The following is a 24,036-nucleotide window of genomic DNA, read 5'->3' on the forward strand; positions in this document are numbered from 1 at the left end:
CGAGACGAGGGGATGAGAGGGCGAAATGGGTGTTTCACCCGAACTGTCCGTGCCGGCGAGCGTCGAAAGCCCGGTGCCGCCGAAGCCGCCGGCGTCCGGGGTGGCGCGGTGGCTGCTGGAGCACCGGGTCGCCCCGGTCGGCCGGGCAGGCGGCGAGGACCACGGCACGCCGCAGGCCTGGTGGAAGGTCATGTGCCTGACCGGCGTCGACTACTTCTCCACCCTCTCCTACCTGCCCGGCATCGCCGCGCTCGCCGCCGGGGCGCTGTCGCCGCTGGCCACCCTGCTCATCGTCGCGCTGACCCTGCTGGGCATGCTGCCGATGTACCGCCGCGTGGCCCGCGAAAGCCCGCACGGCCAGGGTTCGGTGGCGATGCTGGAGAACCTGCTGCCGTTCTGGCGCGGCAAGCTCTTCGTGCTCACCCTGCTCGGGTTCGTGGCGACGTCGTGGATCATCACGATCACGCTGTCCTCGGCCGACGCCACCGTGCACATGCTGGAGAACCCGTACCTGCCGGGCTTCCTGCACGGGCACGCGGTGCTGATCACCGTGGTGCTGCTGCTGATCCTCGGCGGGGTGTTCCTGCTCGGCTTCAGCGAGGCGGTCGGCGTCGCGATCCCGCTGGTCGCGGTGTTCCTGCTGCTCAACGCCGTGGTCACGGTCGCGGGCGTGATCGACCTGGTGGGCGACTCCGCGAGCCTGTCGCACTGGACCGACGCCCTGACCGCGGGCGGCGGCGGGTTCACCGGCGTCATCGGCCCGGCGATCATCGCGTTCCCGATGCTCGTGCTCGGCCTCTCCGGCTTCGAAACCGGCGTCAGCATGATGCCGCTGGTCGCCGCGCGCGGGAAGTCGCCGGAAGAGCGGCTGGAGTCGCGGATCCGCAACACCCGGAAGCTGCTGACCGCCGCCGCGCTCATCATGTCGGTGTTCCTGATCGCGACCAGCTTCGTCACGACCGTGCTGATCCCGGCCGACGCGTTCAAGGAGGGCGGCGAGGCCAACGGCCGGGCCATGGCCTACCTCGCGCACCGCGAGCTGGGCGAGGTCTTCGGGACCGCCTACGACATCAGCAGCGTCCTCATCCTGTGGTTCGCCGGTGCCTCGGCGATGGCCGGGCTGATCAACATCGTGCCGCGGTACCTGCCCTCCTACGGCATGGCGCCGGAGTGGGGCCGGGCGGTCCGGCCGGTTGTCATCGTCTACACGGTGATCAGCATCCTCATCACCGTGGCGTTCGGCGCCGACGTCAACGCCCAGGCCGGCGCCTACGCGACCGGCATCCTGGCGATGATGGTCTCCGGCGCGGTCGCGGTCAGCATCTCGGCGGTCCGCCACCGCCAGCGCGGCGCCGCCATCGGCTTCGTCGTGCTGACGCTGGTCCTGCTGTACGCGCTGGTCGAGAACGTCATCGAAAAGCCCGACGGCATCGCGATCTCGGCGCTGTTCATCCTCGGGATCATCGTCGTCTCGCTGGTCTCCCGGGTCTCGCGGACGACGGAACTGCGGGCCGAGCGCATCGAGTTCGACGAGCAGGCCCGCCGGTTCGTCACCGACTCGCTGGCCCACGACGGCGCGCTGAACATCATCGCCAACCGCCGCCAGGCCGGGGACGACGCCGAGTACTCGGCCAAGGAAGCCGAGCAGCGCGGGATGAACCCGGTGCCCGGCGCCGCCGACGTCATCTTCCTCGAGATCGACGTGGTGGACCCGTCGGAGTTCAGCAAGGTCCTCGAGGTCCGCGGCGTCGACGTCGACGGGCACCGGATCCTCCGCGCCAACAGCCCGGCGGCGCCCAACGCGATCGCGGCGATCCTGCTGGCCCTGCGCGACGTCACCGGGGTGCGGCCGCAGTGCCACTTCGAGTGGTCGGAAGGCAACCCGCTCGGGCACCTGTTCCGGTATCTGCTGCTCGGCCGCGGCGACACCGCGCCGGTGGTCCGGGAGATCATCCGCAGCAGCGAGCCGGACCCGGCCCGCCGCCCGGGCATCCACGTCGGCGGCTAGCCGCCGACGAGGGTGCCGCTCAGCAGGGGCAGCAGGCGGTCCCAGTGCAGCCGCAGAGCCTCCGCATTGAAGGCGTCGGTGTCGGACATCGTGAAGCCGTGGACGGTGCCCGGATAGATCTCCGAGGTGTAGTCCAGCCCGGCGGCGTCCAGGGTGCGGTTGAGCTCGGCGAGTGCCTCGGGCGTCAGGTCGGTTCCGGCGTGGCCGAAGTGGATCCGGGCGGTGATCCGCCGCAGGTTGTCGGGCCCGGCCGCGCCCACCGGGGCGTGGAACGCGGCGAGGGCGCCCACCTGCCCGGGGTGGGCCGCGGCGGTGTGGGTCGCCAGGAGGCCGCCGATGCAGTAGCCGGTCACCGCGACCGGCCCGGCGGCGACCTCGGGCTGGGCCGTGAGGAACCCCAGGTAGGCGTCGGCGTCGCGCAGGATCCGGTCGGTGGTGTGCTCCTGGATCATGGGCATCAGCCGCGCGAAGACCGCGGGCCTGGCCTCTTCGCCGATGTAGTCGGGAAGGTCGAGCACCGGGGCCGGGCCGTGGCGGTAGAAGAAGTTCGGGACGAGCACGTAGTACCCGTGGCCGGCCAGTTCCCCGGCGATCTCCCGCAGCACGGGCCGGATGCCGAAGCCGTCCGGGTACATCAGCACCGCCGGATGCCGCTCGCCGTCGTCGGGGAAGACGGCGAAGGCGTCGGACGTGCCGTCCGCGGTGGGGATCTGCAGGGTCTTGACCGGCATGGATTCTCCTGTCAGGGGGTGACCCTGCCGACCCTATCGATCCCGGACCGGATTATCGCGTCGCCGGGGGCGGGCCCGCGCGGCGGACCGGGGCGCGGTTGCCCGCCGGACGCGGTCCCCGCACCGGCGGGCGGCGGACCGGGGCCGCCTGCGCCGGACGGCGAGCCGGGGCCGGGCGTTGCGGCGGGGCCGGGAGTGGCCGGTTGGCCCACGAGTCGAAGAGGAGGATCAGGCCCGCGAAGGCGGCGAAGCCGACGCCCAGCCACACGTTGACCAGCGCGCCGAGGATGCCGGCGACGAGCAGCACCGGCAGCACGGCCATCAGGCAGAACGGGTCGATCCGGCCGAACTTCGGGCGGGACGTCCCTTCGCGCGGGCTCATCGCGCGCCCTCCGGGTTTCTCCACCGCATACCTGCAGTATGCAGGCCCGGGCCGGGCCCGGCCACCTCGTCACCAGGGCCGACGCGGCCGGCTCCGGACCGTGACGGCACGGCTCAGCCCGCCCGCACCGCGAACACCATGCCGATGTCGGCGGCCTCCTGGACCGGGTCCTGCACCGCCGTCACCGCGAACCCGCGCCCGGCGAACACGGCTTGCACCTCCTCGCGGTGGCGCTGCCACCCCTCGACCTCCACGACGGCCTGCCGGACCAGCGGCCAGTGCCGGTCCTCGATGCCGCGCAGCACGTCCAGCTCGGCGCCTTCGACGTCGACCTTGAGCAGGTCGATCCGGTCGATGCCGTGCTCGTCGAGCACCGCCGACAGCGGCCGGACGCGGACGCGGTGGGTCTCCAGCTGCCGCATCACCCGCAGCTTGCGTCCGACCAGCCCGCGTAGCAGCGGCGCGGGCACCCGCCGGGCCGCCGCGCCGAGGCCGCCCCGGCGGATCATCTCGACGATGCTGGCGGTGACGCGCCGCCGCTCGGCCTCGACGTTGTCCGCGCTGCGCCACGAGGACGAGAAGATCGTCGCGGCCGGGAAGTAGCTGAAGTCGAGCTCGTCCTCGGCGGCGGCCAGCCCGTACGGCAGCGCGGTCAGCCGCCCGCCGAAGAAGTCCCGGCCGTTGCGGGCCAGGGTTTCGTGCAGCGGCGGCAGTGGTTCGAAGGCGTAGATCCGCACGTCGCCGTCCAGCCGTTCGTAGACGGCGGCGGAGAAGACGCCGACGTTGGCGCCGACGTCCAGCACGGTCGCGCCGGGGGGCAGCTCGACGCCGTTGGCGAAGTAGGCGCCCACCTCCTCGCGCAGGAAGGACACCTCCCACGGGTTGATGCTGTGGAGGTCGATCGCGTCCATGCTCACGCGCAGAGACTTATCAGGATCACGCCCGGCGAGCCACCGCCGAACGTCTCAGCGCTCGCTTTCGCCGTCGACGTGCAGGGCGGCCTGCTCCGGTCCCGCGGTCGGGCTCGTCCCGGCGTCGACACCCACCTGGTCGGGCTCGACATCGGACGGCGGGCCGTCCCCTTCGACCGGTTCGAGCTGCATGTCCTCGCGGGACACGGGACCGGCGTCCGGGTCCGCCGCGCCGGCCGCGTCCGCCTCCGACGGCGGGGGCCCGGCGGGCACGTCCGGCCGCTCTTCGGCGAGCCGCTCGCCGAGCGGGCGCGGGTGCGCCTGCTCCCAGGGCGTCATCCCGTACTTCGTGACGCCCGTCCAGTGCTCGGGCGGGTCCATGGCCTGCTCGAGCGGATCGGCACGCAGGCGGTCCTCGTCGAGGTCCTCGGCGCTGTTCAGGGCGGCCGGGTCGGTCTCGACGGCGTCGGGCTCGCCGGTGTCCTGCGGTGGGTCGTAGGACTGGTGCGGTTCGGTCATCGCGCTCCTTCGTCGGCTGTTCCCGGGCTTCCCGCTCCCGCGCCGCGGAAAACACGCCACTTTGACGTGAAAGTGGCGGGTTGGCCCGGGCGAGCCGGGGTAACCGCGGCGGCATGGATCCCTCGCGCAACGGTCATTCCCGGTCGCGGCCCGCGTGGGCCCACCGCGTGCTGCAAGCCGCCGAAGACGCCCGGTTCCTCGACCGGCCCGCGGGCCTGCCGGCCGGGGCGCTGCGCGGGGCGGCAGACGGCCCGCTCGGCCGGGTGCTGCGCGGCCGTCCGCTCGGCCATCCCCTGCACCCGATCGCCGTCACCGTCCCGATCGGAGCCTGGGTCTGCTCGGCCGTGTTCGACCTGCTCCCGGACGGCCGGGACGCAGCCCGCCGCCTCGTCGCCACCGGCCTGCTCGCCGCACCCGCCGCCGTTGTCCTCGGGCTGGCCGACTACACCGGCCTGGACGTCCGGCAGCGCCGCGTCGCGCTGGTGCACGCCGCCGGGAACGCCGTCGCCACCACGCTCTTCGCCGCCTCCTACGCGGCTCGGGGCCGCGGTGGTGGGAGGCTGCTGGGCGCGCTGGGGCTGGCCGCGGTCGGCGTCGGCGGGGCGCTCGGCGGGCACCTGGCCTACGCGCAGGGCGCCGGGGTGTTCCGCTGGCAGCCGCTGGACGATCTCGCACCGGCCGAAGTCGCCGGGGACCGTCCGGCCCGCCCGCGCAATCCCGCCTGACCGCTTCGATCACCGGCCGCCGGGGTATCCGCAGCCATGACCGAATCCGAAGACCGGCCCGTGACCCCCGACGCGCCGCGCCCGCCCGGCACCCCGGACGTCGACCTCGACGTCGAGATCCCCGACGCCGACCGCGAGCAACCCGACTCGCAGGACGTCGACGAGGACGCCGGCGAAATCGAGCCGCCCGGCTGAGTCACCAGGGGCGTGCCGCGGTCATCAGGCCGATCATGCCCGCCACCAGCCGCATCTGGTCGACCGTCCGGATGTCGGCCTCGACCAGCCGCGGCGAGCACACCAGGACCGCCAGTGCCTGCGCCCGTGAGAGGGCGACGTTGAGCCGGTTGCGCGAGAGCAGGAAGTCGAGCCCGCGCGGCAGGTCGACCGCCGACGACGACGTCATCGTGGTGATCACCACCGGCGCCTCCTGGCCCTGGAACCGGTCGACCGTGCCCACCCTGACCCCGGGGAACCCGGCGTCCTCCAACGCACGGGTGACCGTGCGCGCCTGGAGGTTGTACGGTGCCACGACGAGGATGTCGCCGTCCCCGAGCGGCCGCGGCTCGCCGTGGTCTGTCCACATGCGACCGTGCACTTCGGACACGATCCGCACGACCGCGTCCGCTTCCTCCACCGAGCGCGTCGTGTTGCCGTGGTGGTCGACTTCGGCCACGTACAGCCCGGCCTCGACGCCTTCGAGCGCGCGCTCGGCCGCCGACGGGTGGGCGTGCAGCCGCCCGGCGTAGGACAGGTCCGACACCGGTGCGCACACGGTCGGATGCATCCGCCGCGTCACGTCGAGGAAGTACCCGAGCGACGGCGGCATGATGTCCGCCTCGCCGATCAGGTGCCCCAGCGCCGAGGCCTCCGCGCCCGCCGGGTGCGTGCCCTGCACGACCTGCGGCAGCTGCTGCGGATCGCCGAGCAGCAGGACGTTGCGGGCGCACACGGACACCGCGAGCGCGTCGGCGAGGGCGAACTGGCCCGCCTCGTCGATGATCATGAGGTCGAACGGTTCCGCGCGGACCGCGGCGTTGGCGAACGTCCACGCCGTGCCGCCGACGAGGTGCCCGGTGTCGTGCTCTTCGCGCCACTTCACCAGCGCCGGGTTGCTCTTCGGCTGCTCCCACGGCGCGTTGGGGTCCGGCGTCTTCTTCGCGCGCTTGGCGCACGGCAGGTCCGGCGCGCTCTTCTTCGCCGCGCTCAGCACGTTCTCCACGGCCTTGTGGCTGGTGGAGGTGACCGCGACGGTCCACCCGGCGCGCACCAGGCGCGCGATCAGCTTCCCGGCGAGGTAGGTCTTGCCCGCTCCCGGCGGGCCCTGGACGGCCAGCGCCGAGCCGTCGAGGGCCTCGACCGCCTCGATCACCGTGGCGACCAGGTCCTCCCCCGGCTCGGGCAGCGGTGCCCCGCCCCGCAGCCGCGGCGGGGTCCGGCGGAGCAGGTCGATCCCCGGGTGCCGCGGCAGCTCCGGGAGAGCGTCGACGGCCAGCCGGGCCAGCTCCGCGACCGCCTCGTCCTTGGGCGAGGGCCGCACCGGGCTGCCGGGCAGCACCGCCGTCGGCCGGTCGTTCGTGGTGGCGTCCGGCGGGCAGCTCTCTTCGAGCGTCAGCTCCACCGCGGACGCGGCGACGACCTTCGCGTCACGGGCGGTGTCGCCGTAGCGCAGGCGCACGTCGTCGCCGGGGGCGAACGGGTGCGGCCGGTCCGGGTCGCAGGCCAGCTGCAGGGTCCGCTTCGCCGTGCGGGCCCGCCCGGCCGGGGGCACCCACTCCCCCGCCTCCAGCGCGACCGGCACGGCGCAGGAGGTGTCCACCTCGAGGTCGCCGAGCGGGGCAGCCAGCTGGCGGAAGTACTCCCACCACGCGGGGTTGGTCTCGCGGCGGTGGTAGCCGACCGACGCCGCCAGCAGCGCGCGGGCCCGGTCGTCGGCGGTGAAGTCCGCCGGGTCGTCCGGCAGCCCGTCCAGCAGCGGGTCGACCAGCGCGGCCAGCTGCGCGGCGCGTTCGGCCCGCCGCTCGGCGGCGACGTCCTCCTCGGCCGCGCGCAGCAGGGCGTCCTCCGGAGATTCCTCGGCGGGCACGGGGAATTCGATCCCCGCGTCCGCGCGGACGCGGTGCAGGAACTCGAACAGCCGCCACGCGGAAACGCAGTCGTACTCGGCGTTTTCCCCGATCCGGCGCAGGACCTCGTCGGCGCGCTCGGGCTCGCCGGACAGCGCCAGGTACTCCTCGTACGCCTCGACGTCCGAGACCACCGGCTTCGCGTCGCCCTCGCGGGTGCCGGGCTGGTAGAGCGGTTCGAGGTGCCGGATCGAGTACGAGCGCTGCGAGACCCGCAACGCCTTGCGCACGACCGCGTGCAGGTCGACGACCGCGCCGCTGCGCAGCAGGTGGTCGACGGTCTCCTCGCGCGTGCCGTGCACGGCCGCGAGCCGCTTGATCGCGGTGACCTCGTAGGGCGCGTAGTGGTAGACGTGCGAGCCGGGGTGCTCGGCGACCTGCGCCGCGGCGAAGTCGACGAACTCCTCGAACGCGCGCTTCTCCTGCGCGCGGCTGTGAGCCCAGAACAGGCGCCGCTCGCTCGTGGTGGTGACCGCGCCGAAGAGGTACTCCAGGCCTTCGCCTGCCAGGACGTGCGGATCGCCCGCCAGGTCGACGAACACGTCGCCCGGCGCGGGCGGCGGCAGGGTGGCCAGCGCGCCGGGATCGACGATCTCGTAGGCGATTTCGCCGGTGGCGTCCTGCCGGACCTGCAGCGCGGCCTGGGCGCGCAGGGCCGCGAACGCCGTCACGGACAGGTCGCGCGGCCGGTCGCCGGGCGTGGCGGCGGCCAGCGCGTCGATCGAGCCCAGCCCGGCGGCCACCAGCTTGCGGCGCTGGTCCCCGCGCATCCCGGCGACGAGCGAGAGATCGCGGTCGGCTTCGCGCGCCGAAGCGCAGTGGCGGGCGAAGCCGCAGCCGGCGCAGGCCGGGCGTTCGTCGGCCCAGAGCGGGACCGGCAGCCGCGGCGCCCGGCCGCGCAGCCGCGCGCGCAGGCGGGCCACCAGCGGGCGGAAGTCCTCGACGCGCAGCGTCCGGACGGTGCCGTCGGCCAGGCCGAGGTGCATGTGCGGGCCACCGTCGCGGCCCAGCGCGTCGGCGCACGCGGTCAGCTGCACCACCGCGGCGGGCGTCGCCAGCCGGACCGGCTGCGTGTCGTACACCTCGTAGCGGCCTTCGCCGTCGCGGACCAGGAAGCCGGGACGTCCGGTGAACTCGCCGTCGCGCACGACGGCCCCGCGGATCGCCGGTGCCCCGGCCCGCATGGCCGCCCGCGTCGCCTCCACCGGGTCGCCGCCGCCGATCTCGACCACTTCGCGGCCGCGCAGCAGTGCCGGTTCCGTGGTCACGCGGGGTACGTCCGGTTCGGCGGGCCGCGGCGCACCCGGCAGGCCCGCGGCCCACGCCTGGTTCAGCAGGCTGCGGTGCTCGCATTCGAGCAGGTCGGCGAGATCGGCTGGGGTGACCATCGCCGCGCAGTCTCGCACGGCGGCGGCGCCCCGCCTCCCGACACGCCGGGTTTTGTCGGACCCCCTCGCTAGGCTCCGCCCATGACCGCTGTGGACGCCGGATACGGCGAAATCGCGAGAGCCATGGCCGGCGCCCTGCACGCGGGCGCCGGTGCCGGGTGGACGGCTGCCACGCTGCAGCTGCGGCACACCGGCGGCGCTGTCACGTGCCGTGCCTGGAGTGACGTGCACGAGCACCTGACCGTCGACTTCGTGCCGATCGCCATGAGCCTGGGCGGCAAGCCGCCGTCGGCGCTGGAGGTCCGGCTGACGGCAGACGGCGGCTACACCTTCACCGCGCGGCCGGACGTGGCGGCGGTGTCGCCGGGCATGCTGGTGTTCGACGCGGGCTTCCGCTACCCGGGGCATCCACGGCCCGGCCTGCCCCGGCCGGCGGGCACCGAACCGACCACGGCACCGACCGACCCGGCGGTGCTCGCCGAGGTCACCGGGCTCGCGAGCGAGTTCGCCGGGCTGTACACGGCGATCAAGGGCACGCCCCCGCCGTGGCCTGCCGGCCGCACGGAGGCGGAGGTGGCCGCGGCCGAAGCCCGGATCGGCGTCCGGCTGCCGGAGGACCTGCGCGCGCTGTACCTGGTGGCGGACGGCGATCCCGCGGAGAGCGGCCTGCTGGGTCCCTACTCCCACCACGGCCTCGACCAGCTGGTGGCGGACTACCTGGAGGGCGAACCCGGTTCGTACGGCTGGGAAGACGGTCTGCACGACGACGGCGTGGTGTTCGAGCCCGCGCCGTTCGGCCGGATGAAACGCCTGTCCCGCAACGACTGGTGGGTGACCTTCGGCGGCGACCGCGCGATGAACTACCTGGCGGTCGACCTGGACCCGGCCACGGACGGACGTCCGGGCCAGGTGTTCGAGTACGGCCGCGACATCTACGGCCCCCTGCGGCTGGTGTCGGGGTCGATCACGGACATGCTGACCGAGGCGGTGTCCGCGGTCCGGGCGGGCAAGTACGAGGACCCGGGAGGGACGTATTTGTCCCCGGAGACCGGTCTCCGGGGCGGCGACGAGCGTTCGTACCACGAGATCGTCTCGAAGGCCGCGGAGGTCGACCTGGCCGAAGCGGTGGCGGGAGTGGTGGCGCCGGAGCTGGTCCAGCTGCTCTACGTCAACGACGCCGCGGACGTGAACCTGGCGGTGTTCGAGCCGCTGGGATCATTAAGGCAGCTGAGCATCAACCGCGCGCGGTCGGTGACCCCGTCGATCGCGGGCCTGCCGGAACTGGAGTCGCTGCAGATCGAGGCGGGCCAGGTGGACCTGGCGGCCCTCGCCGGGCATCCGGCGCTGTGGGACCTGGAGCTGACGCGGGTGGGCTCGCCCGTCGAGGTGGCGGTGCTGGCAACGCTGCCCCGGTTGCTGCGGCTGAACCTGGAGGGATCGGCGGTCCGCGACTGGGGCGAGGTGTGCGCGTTGCCGGGCTTGAAGGTCCTGCGGGTGGACGCCCAGCAGATCCCGGAGTTGCTCGCCTGCGGAAAGCCGTTGCCCCCGCTCGCGGCGTTGTTCGTGAGCGGCCAGACGACGTTGCGGCAGATGAGCGAGCTACGCACGGCCTTCGGCCACGGCGACGCGGACGGGGAGGTGGTCGAGATCTCGGGCACGCTGACGTGAGGCGTGGTGGGTGGCGGCCCGGTTGGGCGGGGCCGGGGGTGGCTAGGGCGCGCTGGTGAGGTGCGGCGGGGCCGGGTAGCACCCCGACCGGCCACCACCGCGCGTGACTCGGGCATGCCCGGTCGACCAGGCGGCCGGGGCGGGGTGCCCAGCCGCGCCGTGCCCCGCCGAGCGTCGTGGGGTGGCTCGGGCGCGCTGACGTGAGGCGGCGTGGAGGCCGGGTGGCACCCGACCAGCCACCACCGCGCGTGACTCGGGCATGCCCGGTCGACCAGGCGGCCGGGGCGGGGTACCCAGCCGAGCCCTGCCCCACCGGGCGTCGTGGGGCGGCTCGGGCGCGCCCGGTCGACCAAGCGGCCGGGGCGGGGAGGCCAGCCACTCCCCGCCTCGCCGAGCGTCGTGGGGCGGCGCCGCTCGGCCAGACCGCCCGGCCCGCAGCAGCGGGCCGCGCCCGCCTGCGCCGACCTCACCGCCGATGCCACCGCTCCGAGCGCACGGTGCTCGGCGTCCCGGCCGCTCGCACAAGTCATTCACGACACCCGGCTCACCCGCCCAGCCCGCTGCAGCGGGCCGCGCCGCGCCGCGCCCAGCCACCCGGCCTCACCGGCCCAGCAACCGCTCCAGCTCCACCCCTGCCTCCTCATACCCCGCGTCGCACACCCGCTGCAGCTCCAGCAGATCCCCGGCCGCCACAGCCCTCCGCGTGAGCAGCTTCCCCGCGTGCATGCACCCCTCGTCGAGCAGTTCCGACAGCTCCGCCACATCCCCACGAGCCTCGGCCAGGTCTGCCAGGCGGTCGAGGGCCTGCTCGTTGCCTTCGTCCGCCAGTGCGCGCAGCGTGGCGCGGTCCACGTTCGTCATGGCGGCAGTCTTCAACCTTGCCCCTGGGGCAGGGTCAAGCGACCATGGGCGGGGTGATCACCATCGGCAAGCTCGCCCGCTACGCCGGCGTCTCAATCAAAGCCGTGCGCGTCTACCACGCCAAGGGCCTGCTCCCCGAGCCCGAGCGGGACGCCTCCGGCTACCGGCGCTACACCGCCGAGCACGCCGTCGAGCTGATCAAGATCCGGACCCTCGCCGAAGCCGGTGTTCCGCTCTCCCGCATCAAGGACCTCGGTGACGTCCGGGACGTCCTGGCCGACGTCGACCGGGAGCTGAGCGCGCGTATCCGGCGGCTGCGCGAAACGCAGAAACGGCTCCGGCGGCTCGCCGACGGGCCCGTGGACCTGCTGCCGGCCGAGGTCGGGCGGCATCTCGACACCCTTCCGTCGCTGGGCTTCGGCCCGCGGTGGGTCGCCATGGAACGGGACCTGTGGATCCTTCTCTTCGCCACCCACCCGGACCTGGCCGACCGGTTCTTCCGCGACCAGGCCGACGCTCTCACCGACCCCGCGCTGCGGCAGCTGTACCTCGACGCCGACCGCGTGCACGACCTGCCGCCCGGGGACCCGGCCGTCGACGACCTCGCCGTCCGCATCGTCGACGCCACCCGGCGGCGCTACGGCTCCGGGCCGCTGCCCGGGGCGGACGCGCCGTCCGAGATTCCCGCGCTGATGCAGGACGCCCTCAACGCCTCCTCGCCGGCCTGGCGGCGGCTGGACCGGCTGATCCGCGCACGGCTGGCGGCCGGGACGTGACCGGCCGCGTTCCCGGGCCCACCGGGCCGGTGCTCGGGCGGGCCCTGCGGGTGCTGGCCGCCTTCTCGCCGGACCGGCCGGCGCTGCGGCTCAACGAGGTCGCGCGCCGGGCCGGGCTGCCCGTCTCCACCGCCCACCGGCTGCTTCGGGAATTCTGTGCCTGGGGTGCGCTCGAGAAGGGCGAAGACGGCGTCTACCGGGTCGGGCTGCGGTTGTGGGAACTCGGTTCGCTCGCGCCGCGGGGCCTGGGCCTGCGCGAACGCGCCCTGCCGTTCCTGGAGGACCTGTCGCAGATCACGCGGGAGAACGTCCAGCTCGCCGTCCGCGAAGGCACCGAGGTCGTCTTCATCGAGCGGATCGCCGGGACCGGCGCCGTGCCCGTGCTGACCCGCGTCGGCGGGCGGTTCGCGCTGACCGCGACCGGGGTTGGGCTGGTGCTGCTCGCCCACGCCCCCGCCGAGGTGCAGGAGGACGTCCTCGGCCGCCCGATCGAGCGGTACACCCCCGAGACCGTCACCGATCCGGACCGGCTGCGGCACATGCTCGCCGACGTGCGCACCCACGGCTTCTCCATCAGCGAGCGGCAGGTGACCCTCGACAGTCTCTCGGTCGGCGCGCCGATCCACGACGCCCGCGGCCGGGTGGTGGCCGCCGTGTCGCTCGTCGTGCGGTACGGCAGTGCCTCGCCGCACGTGCTGGCCCCGCTGATCATGACCAGCGCCCGGGCGATCTCCCGCAGTCTCGCCTGAACTTTCCAACTTATGGAAACGCTCTTCGCCGCGGCGGCGCGCCGCCGGAGTCTGTGAGCCCGGACACGGCTCCCACCACGAGAGGACTCCGATGAGCGCGATCCCCCGCGACCAGTGGTACGTCGCCGCCTACAGCTCCGAGATCGGTGCCGAGCTGTTCAGCCGCACCATCTGCGGCGAGCCGATCCTCTTCTGGCGCACCCGCGACGGGAGCGTGACGGCGATGGCCGACCGGTGCGTGCACCGGCGGTTCCCGTTGTCGCAGGCGCCGTCCCGGCTGGTCGACGACCAGGTGATCTGCGGCTACCACGGGTTCACCTACGGCGTGGACGGCAAGTGCGTGGCGGTGCCCGGGCAGGCCCGCGTGCCGCGGACCGCGCGGCTGACGCGCTATCCGCTGGTGGAACAGGATTCCTTCGTCTGGGTGTTCATCGGCGACCCGGCGAAGGCCGACGCCGCCCGGATCCCGCGGGCGCCCTACCTCGACTCGCCGGACTACACCACGGTCGCCGGGATGGAGCCGCTCAAGGCGCGGTTCTCGCTGCTGGTGGACAACCTGCTCGACCTGTCGCACGAGACGTACCTGCACGGCGGCTACATCGGCACCCCGGAGGTCGCCGAAACGCCGATCACCACCGAGGTCGACGACGAGGCCGGCATCGTCTACGTGTCACGCCACATGGCGGACGCGGCGTGCCCGCCGTTCTACTCGAAGTCGACCGGCCTGGAGGGCCGGATCACGCGCTGGCAGGACATCGAGTACACGCCGCCGTGCCTGTACAAGCTGCACAGCCGGATCGCGCCGGTCGGCTCGGTGCCGAACCCGGACGGCACCGATCCGGACGCCTTCCACGTCGAGGTCGTCTACGCGATCACGCCGGAGACCGAGCACTCGACGCACGACTTCTGGGCGGTGGCCCGCGACTTCGCGCTCGACGACGAAGGCGTCTCGGCCTTCCTCGCGGAGAACAACCGGACCGTGGTGTTGCAGGACGTCGAAGCGCTCGACGTCCTCGAGCGCGTCATCGCCACCGAGCCGGACGGCTACCAGGAGCTGTCGATCAACATCGACACCGGCGGCCTCGCCGCGCGCCGGATGCTGCAGCGGCTGGCGTCGTCGTGAACCGCCCGATGCTGACCGGCGACCGCGTGTACCGGATCCACTGGGTGCTCGGCACCGACCGGCTGCGCGCGGTCTGCCACTGCGGGGCCGAGCGGGAGTTCGACGAACCGGTCGCCCTGTGGGAATGGCTGCTCGCCCACCCCGAAGGACACTGATGACCCTCGAACTTCTGGTGACGGACAAGGAAAAGCTCGCCGACGGCGTCGTCCGCCTGACGCTGCGGGCCACCGGCGGCGGGCCGCTGCCGCCGTGGGAGCCGGGTGCGCACATCGACCTCGTGCTGCCCGGCGACGTGGTCCGGCAGTACTCGCTGTGCGGCAGTCCCGAGGACACCTCGGCGTACCAGGTCGCGGTGCTGCGGGAGCCGGACGGCCGCGGCGGCTCGGCGTACGTGCACGACGAACTCGTTGCGGGACAACGAGTTCGGGTGGACGGCCCCCGCAACCACTTCGCGCTGGCGGACGCGAAGCGCTACCTGTTCATCGCCGGCGGCATCGGCATCACGCCGATCCTGCCGATGCTCGACCGCGCCACGGCGACCGGCCGCGAGTGGCGCCTGGTGTACGGCGGCCGCACACGCGCGTCGATGGCCTTCACGGCCGACCTGGCCCGCCACGGCGACCGCGTGACGGTGCAGCCCCAGGACGAGCACGGCCTGCTCGACCTGCCGGCCCTGCTGGCCGCGGCCGACGAGGACACGGCGGTGTACTGCTGCGGCCCGGAACCCCTCCTGGCGGCGGTGGAGGCTCTCGGCCCGCCGGACCTGCACGTCGAGCGGTTCACCCCGAAACCGGACAACGGCGCGCGCACGGCGTTCGAGGTGGAACTGGCCGCCTCGGGCCGGGTGCTGCCGGTCCCCGCGGACCGCTCGATCCTGGAGGTGGCCGAGGAAGCCGGGATCACGGTGCTTTCGTCGTGCCGCGAGGGCACGTGCGGCACGTGCGAAACCGGCGTGCTCGGCGGGCTTCCGGACCACCGCGACTCGGTGCTGACCGAGGAGGAACGGCAGGAGAGCGAGGTGATGATGGTGTGCGTCTCCCGCTCCCGCTCACCGCGGCTCGTGCTGGATCTCTGACGCAGCGTCACTGCTCGGCGAACCCGGCCGATCTGTAGTGACATGGGACGGGTGAGAACTTTCCGCTCTTTCCTGGACAAGATGGACGACCGGCTGGGTGACGGGCTCGAACGCGTCCTGTGTGCCCACCATCGGCGGCGGCTGCGGGACCTCGGCTGGCGCGGGGTGCTCGACCCCGGCGGTCCGGCGGAGCCGCTCGGTGGGCGGGCACCGGTCCGGGACGGGAACCGGGTCGAGGTGCTGGTCGACGGCGAGGAGTCGCTGCCGGCCGTCGAGGCGGCCATCCGGCGGGCGAAGTCGCACGTGCACATCGCCAACTGGCATGCCAGCGCGGACTTCCGGCTCACGCGCGAGCCCGGTGCGCTCTCGCTGCGGGAGCTGCTCGCCGAGGCCGCCGAACGCGGTGTCGAGGTGCGGGTGCTGCTGTGGGCCGGGCCGCCCTTTCCGGCCTTCCAGCCGTCGCGGCGGCTTGCGCGGGCCGAACGGCGGAAGTTCACCGACGGCTCCCGGGTGCGCTGCGTGCTGGACGCCCGGGAGCGGACCCTGCACTGCCACCACGAAAAGCTGGTCGTCGTCGACGACGCCGTCGCGTTCGTCGGCGGCGTCGACCTGACCGCGCTGGAGGGCGACCGGCACGACAGCCCGGACCACCCGCCGCGGCCGATCGGGTGGCACGACCTGATGGCGCGGCTGGAAGGGCCCGTGGTCGCCGACGTCGCCGAGCACTTCCGGCGGCGGTGGACGGAGGTCGCCCGCGAGGACCTGCCCGCGCCCGCGACGCCGGAACCGGCGGGCGGCAGCCGCGTCCAGCTGCTGCGGACGGTGCCGAACGACACCTACGGCTTCCTGCCGAAGGGCGAGTTCACGCTGGTCGACGGCTATCTGCGCGCCCTGCGCTCGGCCCAGCGGCTGGTCTACCTGGAAAACCAGTTCCTGTGGTCACCGGAGATCGCCGAGGTGCTGATCGACAAGCTGCGCACCCCGCCGGACGACCGCTTCCGCGTGGTCCTGCTGCTGCCGCGCAAGCCGAGCAACGGCTCGGACACCACACGCGGCCAGCTGGGCAGGCTCCTCGACGCGGACGACGGCCACCGCCGCCTGCTGGCCACGACGATCAGCGCCCACGACGGCGACGCGTCGGCCCCGGTGTACGTCCACGCGAAGCTGGGCATCGTCGACGACACGTGGCTGACGGTGGGTTCGGCGAACCTCAACGAGCACTCGCTGTTCAACGACACGGAGGTCAACATCGCCACGGACGACCCGGCCGTGGCCCGCAGCACGAGGCTGCGGTTGTGGGCCGAGCACCTGGGGCGGCCGGTGGCGGACCTGGAGGGCGATCCGGCGGACATCGTCGACAACCTGTGGCGCCCGCTGGCCGAGGAGCAGGCGGAGCGGGAACGACGCGGCGAGCGGCGAACCCACCGGCTGGTGCTGCTGCCGGGAGTTTCCCGCCGCGTCGCCCGGCTGCAGGGACCGTTGCGCGGCCTGCTCGTGGACGGCTAGCGGATCCGCAGTTTCCGCATCAGCTTCAGCCCGGACAGCATGCTCTCCACGTACTTCTCGTACCGCTGTCCCGGCCGCGGCCCCATGACCTGCTTCTTCAGCACGGCCAGGTTCTGCACGTCCGTGTACTTGAGCAGGCCCTGGTCGCCGTGGCGGGCGCCGACGCCGGAGTTCTTCACCCCACCCGACGGGGTTCCCTTGGCCGCGTACGCCGTGGCGAGGACGTCGTTGACGTTCACGTTGCCGGATTCGATGCGGGCCGCCAGTGCCCGGGCCGCCGGGATGTCCGTGCTCCAGATCGAGGCGTTGAGGCCGTAGTCGGTGTCGTTGGCCAGGGCCACCGCCTCGTCGACCGTGCGGTAGGAGTGCAGGGCCACCACGGGACCGAACGTTTCCGTGACGCCGCACAGCATGTCCGGAGTGACGCCTTCGAGGATCGTCGGCTCGAAGAACGCCGGGCCGAGGTCCGGACGCGGCTTGCCGCCGCAGAGGACCGTCGCGCCCTTGGCCACCGCGTCGTCCACATGGGACTTGACGCGGCGCATGTGGTCGGGTGAGACCAGGGAGCCCATGTCGGGCCCGAAGTCGTAGGCCGCCCGGACGTCGAGGGCCCGCGTGCGGGCCACGAACGCCGTCTTGAACTCCTCGTAGCGGGACTCCGGCAGGTAGATCCGCTCGATGTGCATGCAGATCTGGCCCGTGTTGCCGAACGCGCCGAAGACCGCGCCCTGGACTGCCTCGTCCAGGTCGGCGTCCGGCAGCACGATCATCGGGTTCTTGCCGCCCAGCTCCAGGCAGCAGCCGATGAGGTTGCGGCCCGCGCGCTCGCCGATCACCCGGCCGGTGGCCGTGGACCCGGTGAACATCACGTAGTCGGCGTGGTCGATCAGCGACGGCCCGACGTCGGGGCCTTCGCCGCAGACCACCTGGAACAGCCCGCGCGGGAGGCCGGCCTCCTCCAGCAGCCGGATGCCGTACAGCGGGGAGAGCGCCGTCTTGTTGTCGGGTTTCAGCACGACCGCGTTGCCTGCCATCAGCGCCGGGACCGCGTCGGAAATGCCGGTGGCGAACGGGAAGTTCCACGGCGCGATGATCCCGACGACGCCCTTGGGCACGCGGACCTCGGTCGACGACGTCAGCAGCGGCACCGGCCCGCCGCGCTTGACCGGCGCCAGCAGCCGGGCCGCCCGCTTGAGGTAGTGGCTCATCACCATCGGCGGGTCGCAGGTCTCCTCGATCGCCATCCGCCGGTTCTTGCCGCTTTCCACCTGGATGAGGTCCGCGACGGTCCGCGCGTTGCCGACGAACAGCGCGTGCGCCCGCTTGAACACCGCCAGCCGCTCCTTCAGCGGCGTCGCGGCCCACTTCCGCTGGGCCTCGCGCGCGACGGCGAACGCGCGCGAGATGTCCTCCGGGGTCGACTGCGGCAGCTCGGCCAGCACGTCGCCGGTGTAGACCTCGGTGAGCTTCCAGGTGGCGCCGGACGAGCCCGGCACCCTGGCGACCAGCTGGTCCAGGAGTGCGCCGGTCACCGACGCGGGACGGGTCAGGCCGAGCGGGGTGAGCGTCATGACCGGCTCCCGAGGACGAGCTGGGCGCCCATCTCGCCGATCATGATGCAGGGCGCGTTGGTGTTGCCGCCGGTGATCGACGGCATGATCGAGGCGTCGCAGACCCGCAGCCCGTCGACGCCGCGCACCTTCAGGTCGGGGCCGACGACGGCGAGTTCGTCGATGCCCATCCGGCACGTGCCGACGCCGTGGTACACCGACGTCGCGCGGTTGAGGATCGCGTCCCGCAGTTCCTGGCCCCTCAGCTCCCTGCCGGGGTGGATCTCCTCCTTGACCGACCCGCGGAACGCCTTGGCGGCGAAGATCTCGCGCACCATCTCCGACCCTTCGCCGAGCACTTCGAGGTCGGCGGGGTCGGCCAGGTACTGGAAGTCGATGAGCGGCGCGGCCGTGGGGTCGGCCGAGGCGAGCCGCAGCGTGCCGCGGCTCTTCGGGTAGATCAGCGTCGTCAGCACGGTGAGGGCGCCGCGCTTGTCGACGGCGTGGCGGATCGGCTCGTCCTGGTTGGGCGACACGTACGCCCAGGGCAGCAGGTGCAGCTGCAGGTCGGGGACCGCGCCCGCCTGCGACGTGCGCAGGAACGCGACCGCCTCGAACACCGAGTTCGCCAGGAAGGTGCTGCCGGGCCTGGCCAGCTCCCTGGCCAGGCCGCGGGCGAAGAACGGCGCGGTGCCGCGGAGCCTGCTGGAGGTCACGTGGAAGGTCAGGGCGTGGAACATGTGGTCGTGCAGGTTGTCCCCGACCGGCAGGTCGGCGAGCACGCCGATGCCGTGCTCCTTCAGGTGCTCGGCGTGCCCGATGCCGGAGAGCATGAGCAGCTGCGCGGACCCGACGACGCCGGCGGAGAGGATGACCTCCTTGCCTGCCCGGACGGTGCGCTGCGTGCCGTCGGCGTCGACGACCTCGACGCCCACCGCGCGGCCCCGGTCGAAGACGACCTTCTTCGCCAGCACGCGCGACTGCAGTTCGAGCGTCGGCGGCGCGAGGTGGTGGAGGTAGCCGCGGGAGGCGCTGTAGCGCAGGCCGCCCGCAGCGTTCTGCTGCATCCGGCTGACGCCTTCCTGGGATTCGGCGTTGTAGTCGTCGAGGATCTCGCAGCCGATGGTGTCGGCGGTGGCTTCGAGGAACTGCAGGGTGCCTTCCTGCGGGATCTTGTTGCGGGTGATCCGGATCGGCCCGCCCGCGCCGCGGTAGGCGTTCTCGCCGTCCTCGAAGTCCTCCATGCGCTTGTAGGCGGCATTGACGCTGTCGGCGTCCCAGCCGGTGTTGCCCTCGGCGGCCCAGGAGTCGAAGTTGGCGCGGTTGCCGCGGACGTAGACCATGCCGTTGACCGAGCTGGACCCGCCGACGACCTTCCCGCGCGGCACCGGCATCCGACGGTCTAGAACGTGTTTCTGCGGAACGGAGTAGTAGCCCCAGTCGACGAGCTTCTTCAGCTGCGGCACCGCGTGCATCGGCGCGACCATGCCGGGCTTCCTGACGAGCAGCTGCTCGTCGCTCTTGCCGGCTTCCAGCACGATCACGCTGGCCCCGGACTGCGCCAGCCTGCCGGCGATGGCGGCTCCGGAGCTTCCCGACCCGACGACCACGTAGTCGGCCTCGTTGCCGCGCGGCGCCCTTTTCGCCATATCCGCTCCTCCGGCCCGCGAACTATAACGTGTTCTAGTTCGGCAACCGTATAGCGCGGCGGCCCAGGTCGGCAAGTGCCGTCGCCGGGCCAGGACCACCCGGCCGGGGTTCAGCCCCAGGTCAGGAAGCGGTAGTGCAGGCCGGTCGAGGACTCCAGCCACTCCCCCACGGACCCGGGAGCACGGCCGACCTCCGGCGCGTAGGTGTCGCCCTCGAAGGGTTCCCGCAGCTCGGTGACCACGATCCGGTCCGCGAACGGCAGCGCCGCCCGGTACACCGCCGCGCCGCCGATCACCCAGACGTCCCCAGTCGCCGCGGCGAGCGCCGCGGGCAGGTCCGCGAACGTCTCCACCCCCTCCTGCGGGGTCCGCGACAGCACCAGGTTGCGGCGGCCCGGCAGCGGGCGGAACCGCGGCGGCAGCGACTCCCACGTGCGGCGGCCCATCAGCACCGCCGCGCCCGCGGTGAGCGTCCGGAAGTGCTTGAGGTCCTCCGGCAGGTGCCACGGCAGCGTGCCGTCGCGGCCGATGACGCCGTTCGCCGCCTGGGCCCAGACCAGGCCGATCACACCGCCACCGGCGCCTTGATGCCCGGATGCGGGTCGTAGCCTTCGAGCGCGAAGTGCTCGTAGGTGTAGTCGAACAGGCTGTCCGCGGGCTTGAGGCTCAGCGTGGGGAACGGCCGCGCGTCACGGGCCAGCTGGGTCCGCACCTGCTCTTCGTGGTTGTCGTAGATGTGGCAGTCGCCGCCGGTCCAGACGAAGTCGCCGACGCCGAGGCCGACTTCCGCCGCGATCATGTGGGTCAGCAGCGCGTAGCTGGCGATGTTGAACGGCACGCCGAGGAAGAGGTCCGCGCTGCGCTGGTACAGCTGGCACGACAGCTCGCCATCGGCGACGTAGAACTGGAAGAACGCGTGACACGGCGGCAGCGCCATCCGCGGGATGTCGGCGACGTTCCACGCGGACACGATGATCCGCCGCGAGTCGGGATTTTCCCGCAGAGTGCGGAGTACCTCGGCGAGCTGGTCGACGTGCCCGCCGTCCGGCGTGGGCCACGACCGCCACTGCACGCCGTAGACCGGGCCGAGGTCGCCGTCCGGGCCCGCCCACTCGTCCCAGATCGTGACGCCGTTGTCCTGCAGCCACTTGACGTTGCCGTCGCCGCGCAGGAACCACAGCAGCTCGTAGGCGATCGAGCGGAAGTGCACCTTCTTGGTCGTGATCAGCGGGAAGCCGTCCGAGAGGCGGTAACGCAGCTGATGCCCGAAGATCGACCGCGTCCCCGTGCCCGTGCGGTCGCCCTTGCGCGCCCCCGTGTCGAGGACGTGGCGGAGCAAATCTTCGTACTGCGTGTCCGGCATGCCCCGGAGCCTAGCCAGCCGGGCGGACACCTTCACGACACGGTGGCGTAACTTGACCCATTCCAGAAAAGGCCCTAGGGTCGCCGGTGATGTCAGAGTTCGAAGCGCAGCTGCGAGCGGCCTCGCTGCGGGTGACCAAGCCCCGGCTGGCCGTCCTCGCCGCGCTGCGCGACCACCCGCACGTCGACACCGAAACGGTGATCGACCTGGTGCGCGCCGAGCAGCCGACGGTGTCGCACCAGACGGTCTACGACGTGTTGCGGGCGCTCACCGACGCCGGGCTGGTGCGCCGCATCCAGCCGGCCGGGGCGAACGCCCGCTACGAGTCACGAGTGGGGGACAACCACCACCACATCGTGTGCCGTTCGTGCGGGGCGATAGCGGATGTCGACTGCGCCGTCGGGCACACCCCCTGTCTCACCGCTTCGGAGGACCACGGTTTCGTGATCGACGAAGCGGAGGTCGTCTACTGGGGCACCTGCCCCGCCTGCGCGGCCGCCCGCACCCCGAAATGATCGCCGCTCCCGGAAGGATGTAAATGAGCTCCACCCAGGACAACCCGTCCAGCGCACAGGGCGTGGACAAGAAGGCGGCGGCCGGCTGCCCGGTCGCGCACGACTCGGTGACCTCGCGCGGCAGCGAGAGCGAGAACCCGGCGATCGACTCGCCGACCCCGAAGACGGGCGGTCGTCCGCGCGGCAACAAGGACTGGTGGCCCAACCAGCTCGACCTCACGCCGCTGCACGCGCACTCGTCGAAGAGCAACCCGCTCGGCCCGGACTTCGACTACGCCAAGGAGTTCGCGAAGCTCGACGTCGAGGCCCTCAAGCGCGACATCACCGAGGTGCTCACCACCTCGCAGGACTGGTGGCCCGCCGACTTCGGCCACTACGGCGGCCTGATGATCCGCCTGAGCTGGCACGCCGCGGGCACCTACCGCATCCACGACGGCCGCGGCGGCGCGGGTGACGGCGCGCAGCGCTTCGCCCCGCTGAACAGCTGGCCGGACAACGCCAACCTCGACAAGGCGCGCCGCCTGCTGTGGCCGGTCAAGCAGAAGTACGGCCAGAAGATCTCGTGGGCCGACCTGCTCGTGCTCGCCGGCAACGTCGCGCTGGAGTCGATGGGCTTCAAGACGTTCGGCTTCGGCTTCGGCCGCGTCGACACCTGGGAGCCCGAGGAGATCTACTGGGGCCCCGAGGACGACTGGCTGGGTGACGAGCGCTACGCGAGCGACACCGAGATGGTGCCGGAGCTCGGCGCGACCGAGATGGGCCTCATCTACGTCAACCCCGAGGGCCCGCGCGGCAGCGCCGACTTCAAGGCGGCGGCGCACTTCATCCGCGAGACCTTCGGCCGGATGGCGATGAACGACGAGGAGACCGTCGCCCTCATCGCCGGTGGCCACACCTTCGGCAAGACCCACGGCGCCGCGACCGCCGACGACCACGTCGGCCCGGAGCCCGAGGGTGCCCCGCTGGAGGCGCAGGGCCTCGGCTGGCTGAGCACGCACGGCACCGGCAAGGGCGCGGACGCGATCACCAGCGGCCTCGAGGTCACCTGGACCGACAAGCCGACCGAGTGGAGCAACCGCTTCTTCGAGATCCTGTTCGGCTACGAGTGGGAGCTGACCACCAGCCCCGGCGGCGGCAAGCAGTACGTCGCCAAGGACGCGCCGGAGATCATCCCGGACCCGTTCGACCCGACCAAGAAGCACAAGCCGACGATGCTCACGACGGACCTGTCGCTGCGCTTCGACCCGACGTACGAGAAGATCTCGCGCCGGTTCCTGGAGCACCCCGACGAGTTCGCGCTGGCGTTCGCCAAGGCCTGGTACAAGCTGCTGCACCGCGACATGGGCCCGGTCAGCCGGTACCTGGGCCCGTGGGTCCCGGAGCCGCAGCTGTGGCAGGACCCGGTGCCCGCGGTCGAGGGCGACCTGGTGTCCGAGGCCGACATCGCCACGCTCAAGGCGAAGGTGCTCGACTCCGGCCTCACCACCGCGGAGCTGGTCACCACGGCGTGGGCGTCGGCGGCGAGCTTCCGCTCCACCGACAAGCGCGGTGGCGCGAACGGCGCCCGGATCCGCCTGGAGCCGCAGCGCAACTGGGAGGTCAACCAGCCGGAGCAGCTCGGCAAGGTCCTGGAGATCCTCGAGGGCATCCAGCGCGACTTCAACGAGGCGGGCGGGGCGAAGATCTCGCTGGCCGACCTGATCGTGCTGGCCGGCTCGGCCGCCGTCGAGAAGGCGGCGCGCGACGCCGGCGTCGAGACGACCGTGCCGTTCCACCCGGGCCGCACGGACGCTTCGCAGGAGCAGACCGACGTCGAGTCGTTCAAGGTCCTCGAGCCGCGCGCCGACGGCTTCCGCAACTACCTGCGCTCGGGCGAGAAGCTCCAGCCGGAGGTGCTGCTGGTCGACCGCGCGTACATGCTGGACCTGACGGCACCGGAGATGACGGTCCTGGTCGGCGGCCTGCGTGCCCTCGGCGCCAACGTCGGCGGCACCAAGCACGGCGTCCTCACCGACCAGCCGGGCGTGCTCACCAACGACTTCTTCGCCAACCTGCTCTCGCCGGGCACCCGCTGGAAGGCATCGGAGTCGGAGGAGAACGTCTACGAGATCCGCGACGCGGCGACCGACGAGCTGAAGTGGACCGCCACGGCGGTCGACCTGGTCTTCGGCTCGAACTCGCAGCTGCGCGCCCTCGCCGAGGTCTACGCCAGTGACGACGCCCGCGAGAAGTTCGTGACGGACTTCGTCGCGGCCTGGACGAAGGTCATGGAGCTGGACCGCTTCGACCTGCACTGATCGACGACCTGCACTGATCGACACGGACGCCGCCCGGATGGTCCTTTGTGGACTTTCCGGGCGGTGTTCTGTGATTCATCAAATGGTTTCACCGGTTCGAGTGATGACGGGTGTTCG

General features: G+C 72.6%; 22 protein-coding genes. 12 read left to right on the plus strand and 10 right to left on the minus strand.

From position 1 onward, the window contains the following. Positions 1 to 25: 25 nt before the first annotated feature. Positions 26 to 2,008, plus strand: a complete 1,983-nt coding sequence (locus tag ABJI51_RS40835; RefSeq protein WP_348956552.1) for an APC family permease — start codon at positions 26 to 28, stop codon at positions 2,006 to 2,008. Here the strand turns inward: ABJI51_RS40835 and ABJI51_RS40840 are convergent. From ABJI51_RS40840 to ABJI51_RS40855, 4 genes are all read right to left on the minus strand, one after another. Next, positions 2,005 to 2,739, minus strand: coding sequence for a dienelactone hydrolase family protein (locus ABJI51_RS40840; RefSeq protein WP_348956553.1), 735 nt, complete (start codon positions 2,737 to 2,739; stop codon positions 2,005 to 2,007). The two genes, ABJI51_RS40835 and ABJI51_RS40840, sit on opposite strands and share 4 nt — an antisense overlap. 52 nt (positions 2,740 to 2,791) lie before the next feature. Continuing rightward, a complete protein-coding gene (locus ABJI51_RS40845; RefSeq protein ID WP_348956554.1) occupies positions 2,792 to 3,121 on the minus strand; it encodes a hypothetical protein in 330 nt (109 codons plus the stop codon). A gap of 113 nt (positions 3,122 to 3,234) precedes the next feature. Further along, positions 3,235 to 4,032, minus strand: coding sequence for an FkbM family methyltransferase (locus tag ABJI51_RS40850; RefSeq protein WP_348956622.1), 798 nt, complete (start codon positions 4,030 to 4,032; stop codon positions 3,235 to 3,237). Between the two features lie 54 nt (positions 4,033 to 4,086). Next, the gene (locus ABJI51_RS40855) at positions 4,087 to 4,551 is read right to left on the minus strand and encodes a hypothetical protein (protein WP_348956555.1); all 465 of its coding nucleotides are present in this window, start codon (positions 4,549 to 4,551) and stop codon (positions 4,087 to 4,089) included. A gap of 113 nt (positions 4,552 to 4,664) precedes the next feature. Between ABJI51_RS40855 and ABJI51_RS40860 the strand changes: the two genes are divergently transcribed. Further along, positions 4,665 to 5,276, plus strand: coding sequence for a DUF2231 domain-containing protein (locus tag ABJI51_RS40860; protein WP_348956556.1), 612 nt, complete (start codon positions 4,665 to 4,667; stop codon positions 5,274 to 5,276). Between the two features lie 36 nt (positions 5,277 to 5,312). Beyond that, entirely contained in the window at positions 5,313 to 5,471 is a 159-nt protein-coding gene (locus ABJI51_RS40865; protein ID WP_348956557.1) for a hypothetical protein, read from the plus strand. Position 5,472: 1 nt separating this feature from the next. Here the strand turns inward: ABJI51_RS40865 and ABJI51_RS40870 are convergent, their stop codons facing one another. Beyond that, positions 5,473 to 8,787, minus strand: coding sequence for a TM0106 family RecB-like putative nuclease (locus tag ABJI51_RS40870; RefSeq protein WP_348956558.1), 3,315 nt, complete (start codon positions 8,785 to 8,787; stop codon positions 5,473 to 5,475). 81 nt (positions 8,788 to 8,868) lie between these two features. Between ABJI51_RS40870 and ABJI51_RS40875 the strand changes: the two genes are divergently transcribed. Further along, a complete protein-coding gene (locus ABJI51_RS40875) occupies positions 8,869 to 10,455 on the plus strand; it encodes an SMI1/KNR4 family protein (RefSeq protein ID WP_348956559.1) in 1,587 nt (528 codons plus the stop codon). A gap of 600 nt (positions 10,456 to 11,055) precedes the next feature. On the opposite strand, the gene ABJI51_RS40880 is transcribed toward ABJI51_RS40875, so the two are convergent. Beyond that, complete coding sequence (locus tag ABJI51_RS40880) at positions 11,056 to 11,316, minus strand: hypothetical protein (protein WP_348956560.1); 261 nt, start codon at positions 11,314 to 11,316, stop codon at positions 11,056 to 11,058. 44 nt (positions 11,317 to 11,360) lie between these two features. On the opposite strand from ABJI51_RS40880, the gene ABJI51_RS40885 reads away from it, so the two are divergent. From ABJI51_RS40885 to ABJI51_RS40910, 6 genes are all read left to right on the plus strand, one after another. Further along, the gene (locus ABJI51_RS40885) at positions 11,361 to 12,092 is read left to right on the plus strand and encodes a MerR family transcriptional regulator (RefSeq protein ID WP_348956561.1); all 732 of its coding nucleotides are present in this window, start codon (positions 11,361 to 11,363) and stop codon (positions 12,090 to 12,092) included. Continuing rightward, positions 12,089 to 12,841: an IclR family transcriptional regulator gene (locus ABJI51_RS40890; RefSeq protein WP_348956562.1), complete on the plus strand. Its 753-nt coding sequence runs from the start codon at positions 12,089 to 12,091 to the stop codon at positions 12,839 to 12,841. Before ABJI51_RS40885 ends, ABJI51_RS40890 begins: the two co-directional genes overlap by 4 nt. A gap of 91 nt (positions 12,842 to 12,932) precedes the next feature. Further along, the gene (locus tag ABJI51_RS40895; RefSeq protein WP_348956563.1) at positions 12,933 to 13,964 is read left to right on the plus strand and encodes a Rieske 2Fe-2S domain-containing protein; all 1,032 of its coding nucleotides are present in this window, start codon (positions 12,933 to 12,935) and stop codon (positions 13,962 to 13,964) included. Further along, complete coding sequence (locus ABJI51_RS40900; protein WP_348956564.1) at positions 13,961 to 14,119, plus strand: hypothetical protein; 159 nt, start codon at positions 13,961 to 13,963, stop codon at positions 14,117 to 14,119. Before ABJI51_RS40895 ends, ABJI51_RS40900 begins: the two co-directional genes overlap by 4 nt. After that, positions 14,119 to 15,039 (plus strand): PDR/VanB family oxidoreductase, encoded by a 921-nt coding sequence (locus ABJI51_RS40905; RefSeq protein WP_348956565.1) that lies wholly within the window; start codon positions 14,119 to 14,121, stop codon positions 15,037 to 15,039. The genes ABJI51_RS40900 and ABJI51_RS40905 overlap by 1 nt, the downstream gene beginning before the upstream one ends. Positions 15,040 to 15,090: 51 nt before the next feature. After that, positions 15,091 to 16,545, plus strand: coding sequence for a phospholipase D-like domain-containing protein (locus ABJI51_RS40910; RefSeq protein WP_348956566.1), 1,455 nt, complete (start codon positions 15,091 to 15,093; stop codon positions 16,543 to 16,545). Here the strand turns inward: ABJI51_RS40910 and ABJI51_RS40915 are convergent. The 4 genes from ABJI51_RS40915 to ABJI51_RS40930 form a co-directional block, all read right to left on the minus strand. Then, on the minus strand, positions 16,542 to 18,116 hold the full coding sequence (locus ABJI51_RS40915; protein WP_348956567.1) for a succinic semialdehyde dehydrogenase: 1,575 nt from the start codon (positions 18,114 to 18,116) through the stop codon (positions 16,542 to 16,544). The two genes, ABJI51_RS40910 and ABJI51_RS40915, sit on opposite strands and share 4 nt — an antisense overlap. Then, a complete protein-coding gene (locus ABJI51_RS40920; RefSeq protein WP_348956568.1) occupies positions 18,113 to 19,744 on the minus strand; it encodes a GMC family oxidoreductase in 1,632 nt (543 codons plus the stop codon). The genes ABJI51_RS40915 and ABJI51_RS40920 overlap by 4 nt, the downstream gene beginning before the upstream one ends. Before the next feature lie 110 nt (positions 19,745 to 19,854). Then, positions 19,855 to 20,313, minus strand: coding sequence for a dihydrofolate reductase (locus ABJI51_RS40925; protein ID WP_348956569.1), 459 nt, complete (start codon positions 20,311 to 20,313; stop codon positions 19,855 to 19,857). Next, positions 20,310 to 21,107: a thymidylate synthase gene (locus tag ABJI51_RS40930; RefSeq protein ID WP_348956570.1), complete on the minus strand. Its 798-nt coding sequence runs from the start codon at positions 21,105 to 21,107 to the stop codon at positions 20,310 to 20,312. The genes ABJI51_RS40925 and ABJI51_RS40930 overlap by 4 nt, the downstream gene beginning before the upstream one ends. Positions 21,108 to 21,196: 89 nt before the next feature. On the opposite strand from ABJI51_RS40930, the gene ABJI51_RS40935 reads away from it, so the two are divergent. Together ABJI51_RS40935 and katG are read left to right on the plus strand one after the other, a co-directional pair. Beyond that, positions 21,197 to 21,622: a Fur family transcriptional regulator gene (locus tag ABJI51_RS40935; RefSeq protein ID WP_348956571.1), complete on the plus strand. Its 426-nt coding sequence runs from the start codon at positions 21,197 to 21,199 to the stop codon at positions 21,620 to 21,622. 23 nt (positions 21,623 to 21,645) lie between these two features. Beyond that, on the plus strand, positions 21,646 to 23,919 hold the full coding sequence (katG, locus tag ABJI51_RS40940) for a catalase/peroxidase HPI (RefSeq protein ID WP_348956572.1): 2,274 nt from the start codon (positions 21,646 to 21,648) through the stop codon (positions 23,917 to 23,919). Positions 23,920 to 24,036: the final 117 nt, after the last annotated feature.

The organism is Amycolatopsis melonis, assembly GCF_040064235.1.
Taxonomy (GTDB): domain Bacteria; phylum Actinomycetota; class Actinomycetes; order Mycobacteriales; family Pseudonocardiaceae; genus Amycolatopsis; species Amycolatopsis melonis.

Coding starts and splice junctions, on each gene's coding strand:
- ABJI51_RS40865 (WP_348956557.1), top strand. CDS start 5,313: ATGACCGAATCCGAAGACCGGCCCGTGACCCCCGACGCGCCGCGCCCG.
- ABJI51_RS40875 (WP_348956559.1), top strand. CDS start 8,869: ATGACCGCTGTGGACGCCGGATACGGCGAAATCGCGAGAGCCATGGCC.
- ABJI51_RS40915 (WP_348956567.1), bottom strand. CDS start 18,116: ATGACGCTCACCCCGCTCGGCCTGACCCGTCCCGCGTCGGTGACCGGC.
- ABJI51_RS40850 (WP_348956622.1), bottom strand. CDS start 4,032: ATGGACGCGATCGACCTCCACAGCATCAACCCGTGGGAGGTGTCCTTC.
- katG (WP_348956572.1), top strand. CDS start 21,646: ATGAGCTCCACCCAGGACAACCCGTCCAGCGCACAGGGCGTGGACAAG.
- ABJI51_RS40880 (WP_348956560.1), bottom strand. CDS start 11,316: ATGACGAACGTGGACCGCGCCACGCTGCGCGCACTGGCGGACGAAGGC.
- ABJI51_RS40895 (WP_348956563.1), top strand. CDS start 12,933: ATGAGCGCGATCCCCCGCGACCAGTGGTACGTCGCCGCCTACAGCTCC.
- ABJI51_RS40935 (WP_348956571.1), top strand. CDS start 21,197: ATGTCAGAGTTCGAAGCGCAGCTGCGAGCGGCCTCGCTGCGGGTGACC.
- ABJI51_RS40870 (WP_348956558.1), bottom strand. CDS start 8,787: ATGGTCACCCCAGCCGATCTCGCCGACCTGCTCGAATGCGAGCACCGC.
- ABJI51_RS40885 (WP_348956561.1), top strand. CDS start 11,361: ATGGGCGGGGTGATCACCATCGGCAAGCTCGCCCGCTACGCCGGCGTC.
- ABJI51_RS40845 (WP_348956554.1), bottom strand. CDS start 3,121: ATGAGCCCGCGCGAAGGGACGTCCCGCCCGAAGTTCGGCCGGATCGAC.
- ABJI51_RS40905 (WP_348956565.1), top strand. CDS start 14,119: ATGACCCTCGAACTTCTGGTGACGGACAAGGAAAAGCTCGCCGACGGC.
- ABJI51_RS40920 (WP_348956568.1), bottom strand. CDS start 19,744: ATGGCGAAAAGGGCGCCGCGCGGCAACGAGGCCGACTACGTGGTCGTC.
- ABJI51_RS40855 (WP_348956555.1), bottom strand. CDS start 4,551: ATGACCGAACCGCACCAGTCCTACGACCCACCGCAGGACACCGGCGAG.
- ABJI51_RS40835 (WP_348956552.1), top strand. CDS start 26: ATGGGTGTTTCACCCGAACTGTCCGTGCCGGCGAGCGTCGAAAGCCCG.
- ABJI51_RS40840 (WP_348956553.1), bottom strand. CDS start 2,739: ATGCCGGTCAAGACCCTGCAGATCCCCACCGCGGACGGCACGTCCGAC.
- ABJI51_RS40930 (WP_348956570.1), bottom strand. CDS start 21,107: ATGCCGGACACGCAGTACGAAGATTTGCTCCGCCACGTCCTCGACACG.
- ABJI51_RS40860 (WP_348956556.1), top strand. CDS start 4,665: ATGGATCCCTCGCGCAACGGTCATTCCCGGTCGCGGCCCGCGTGGGCC.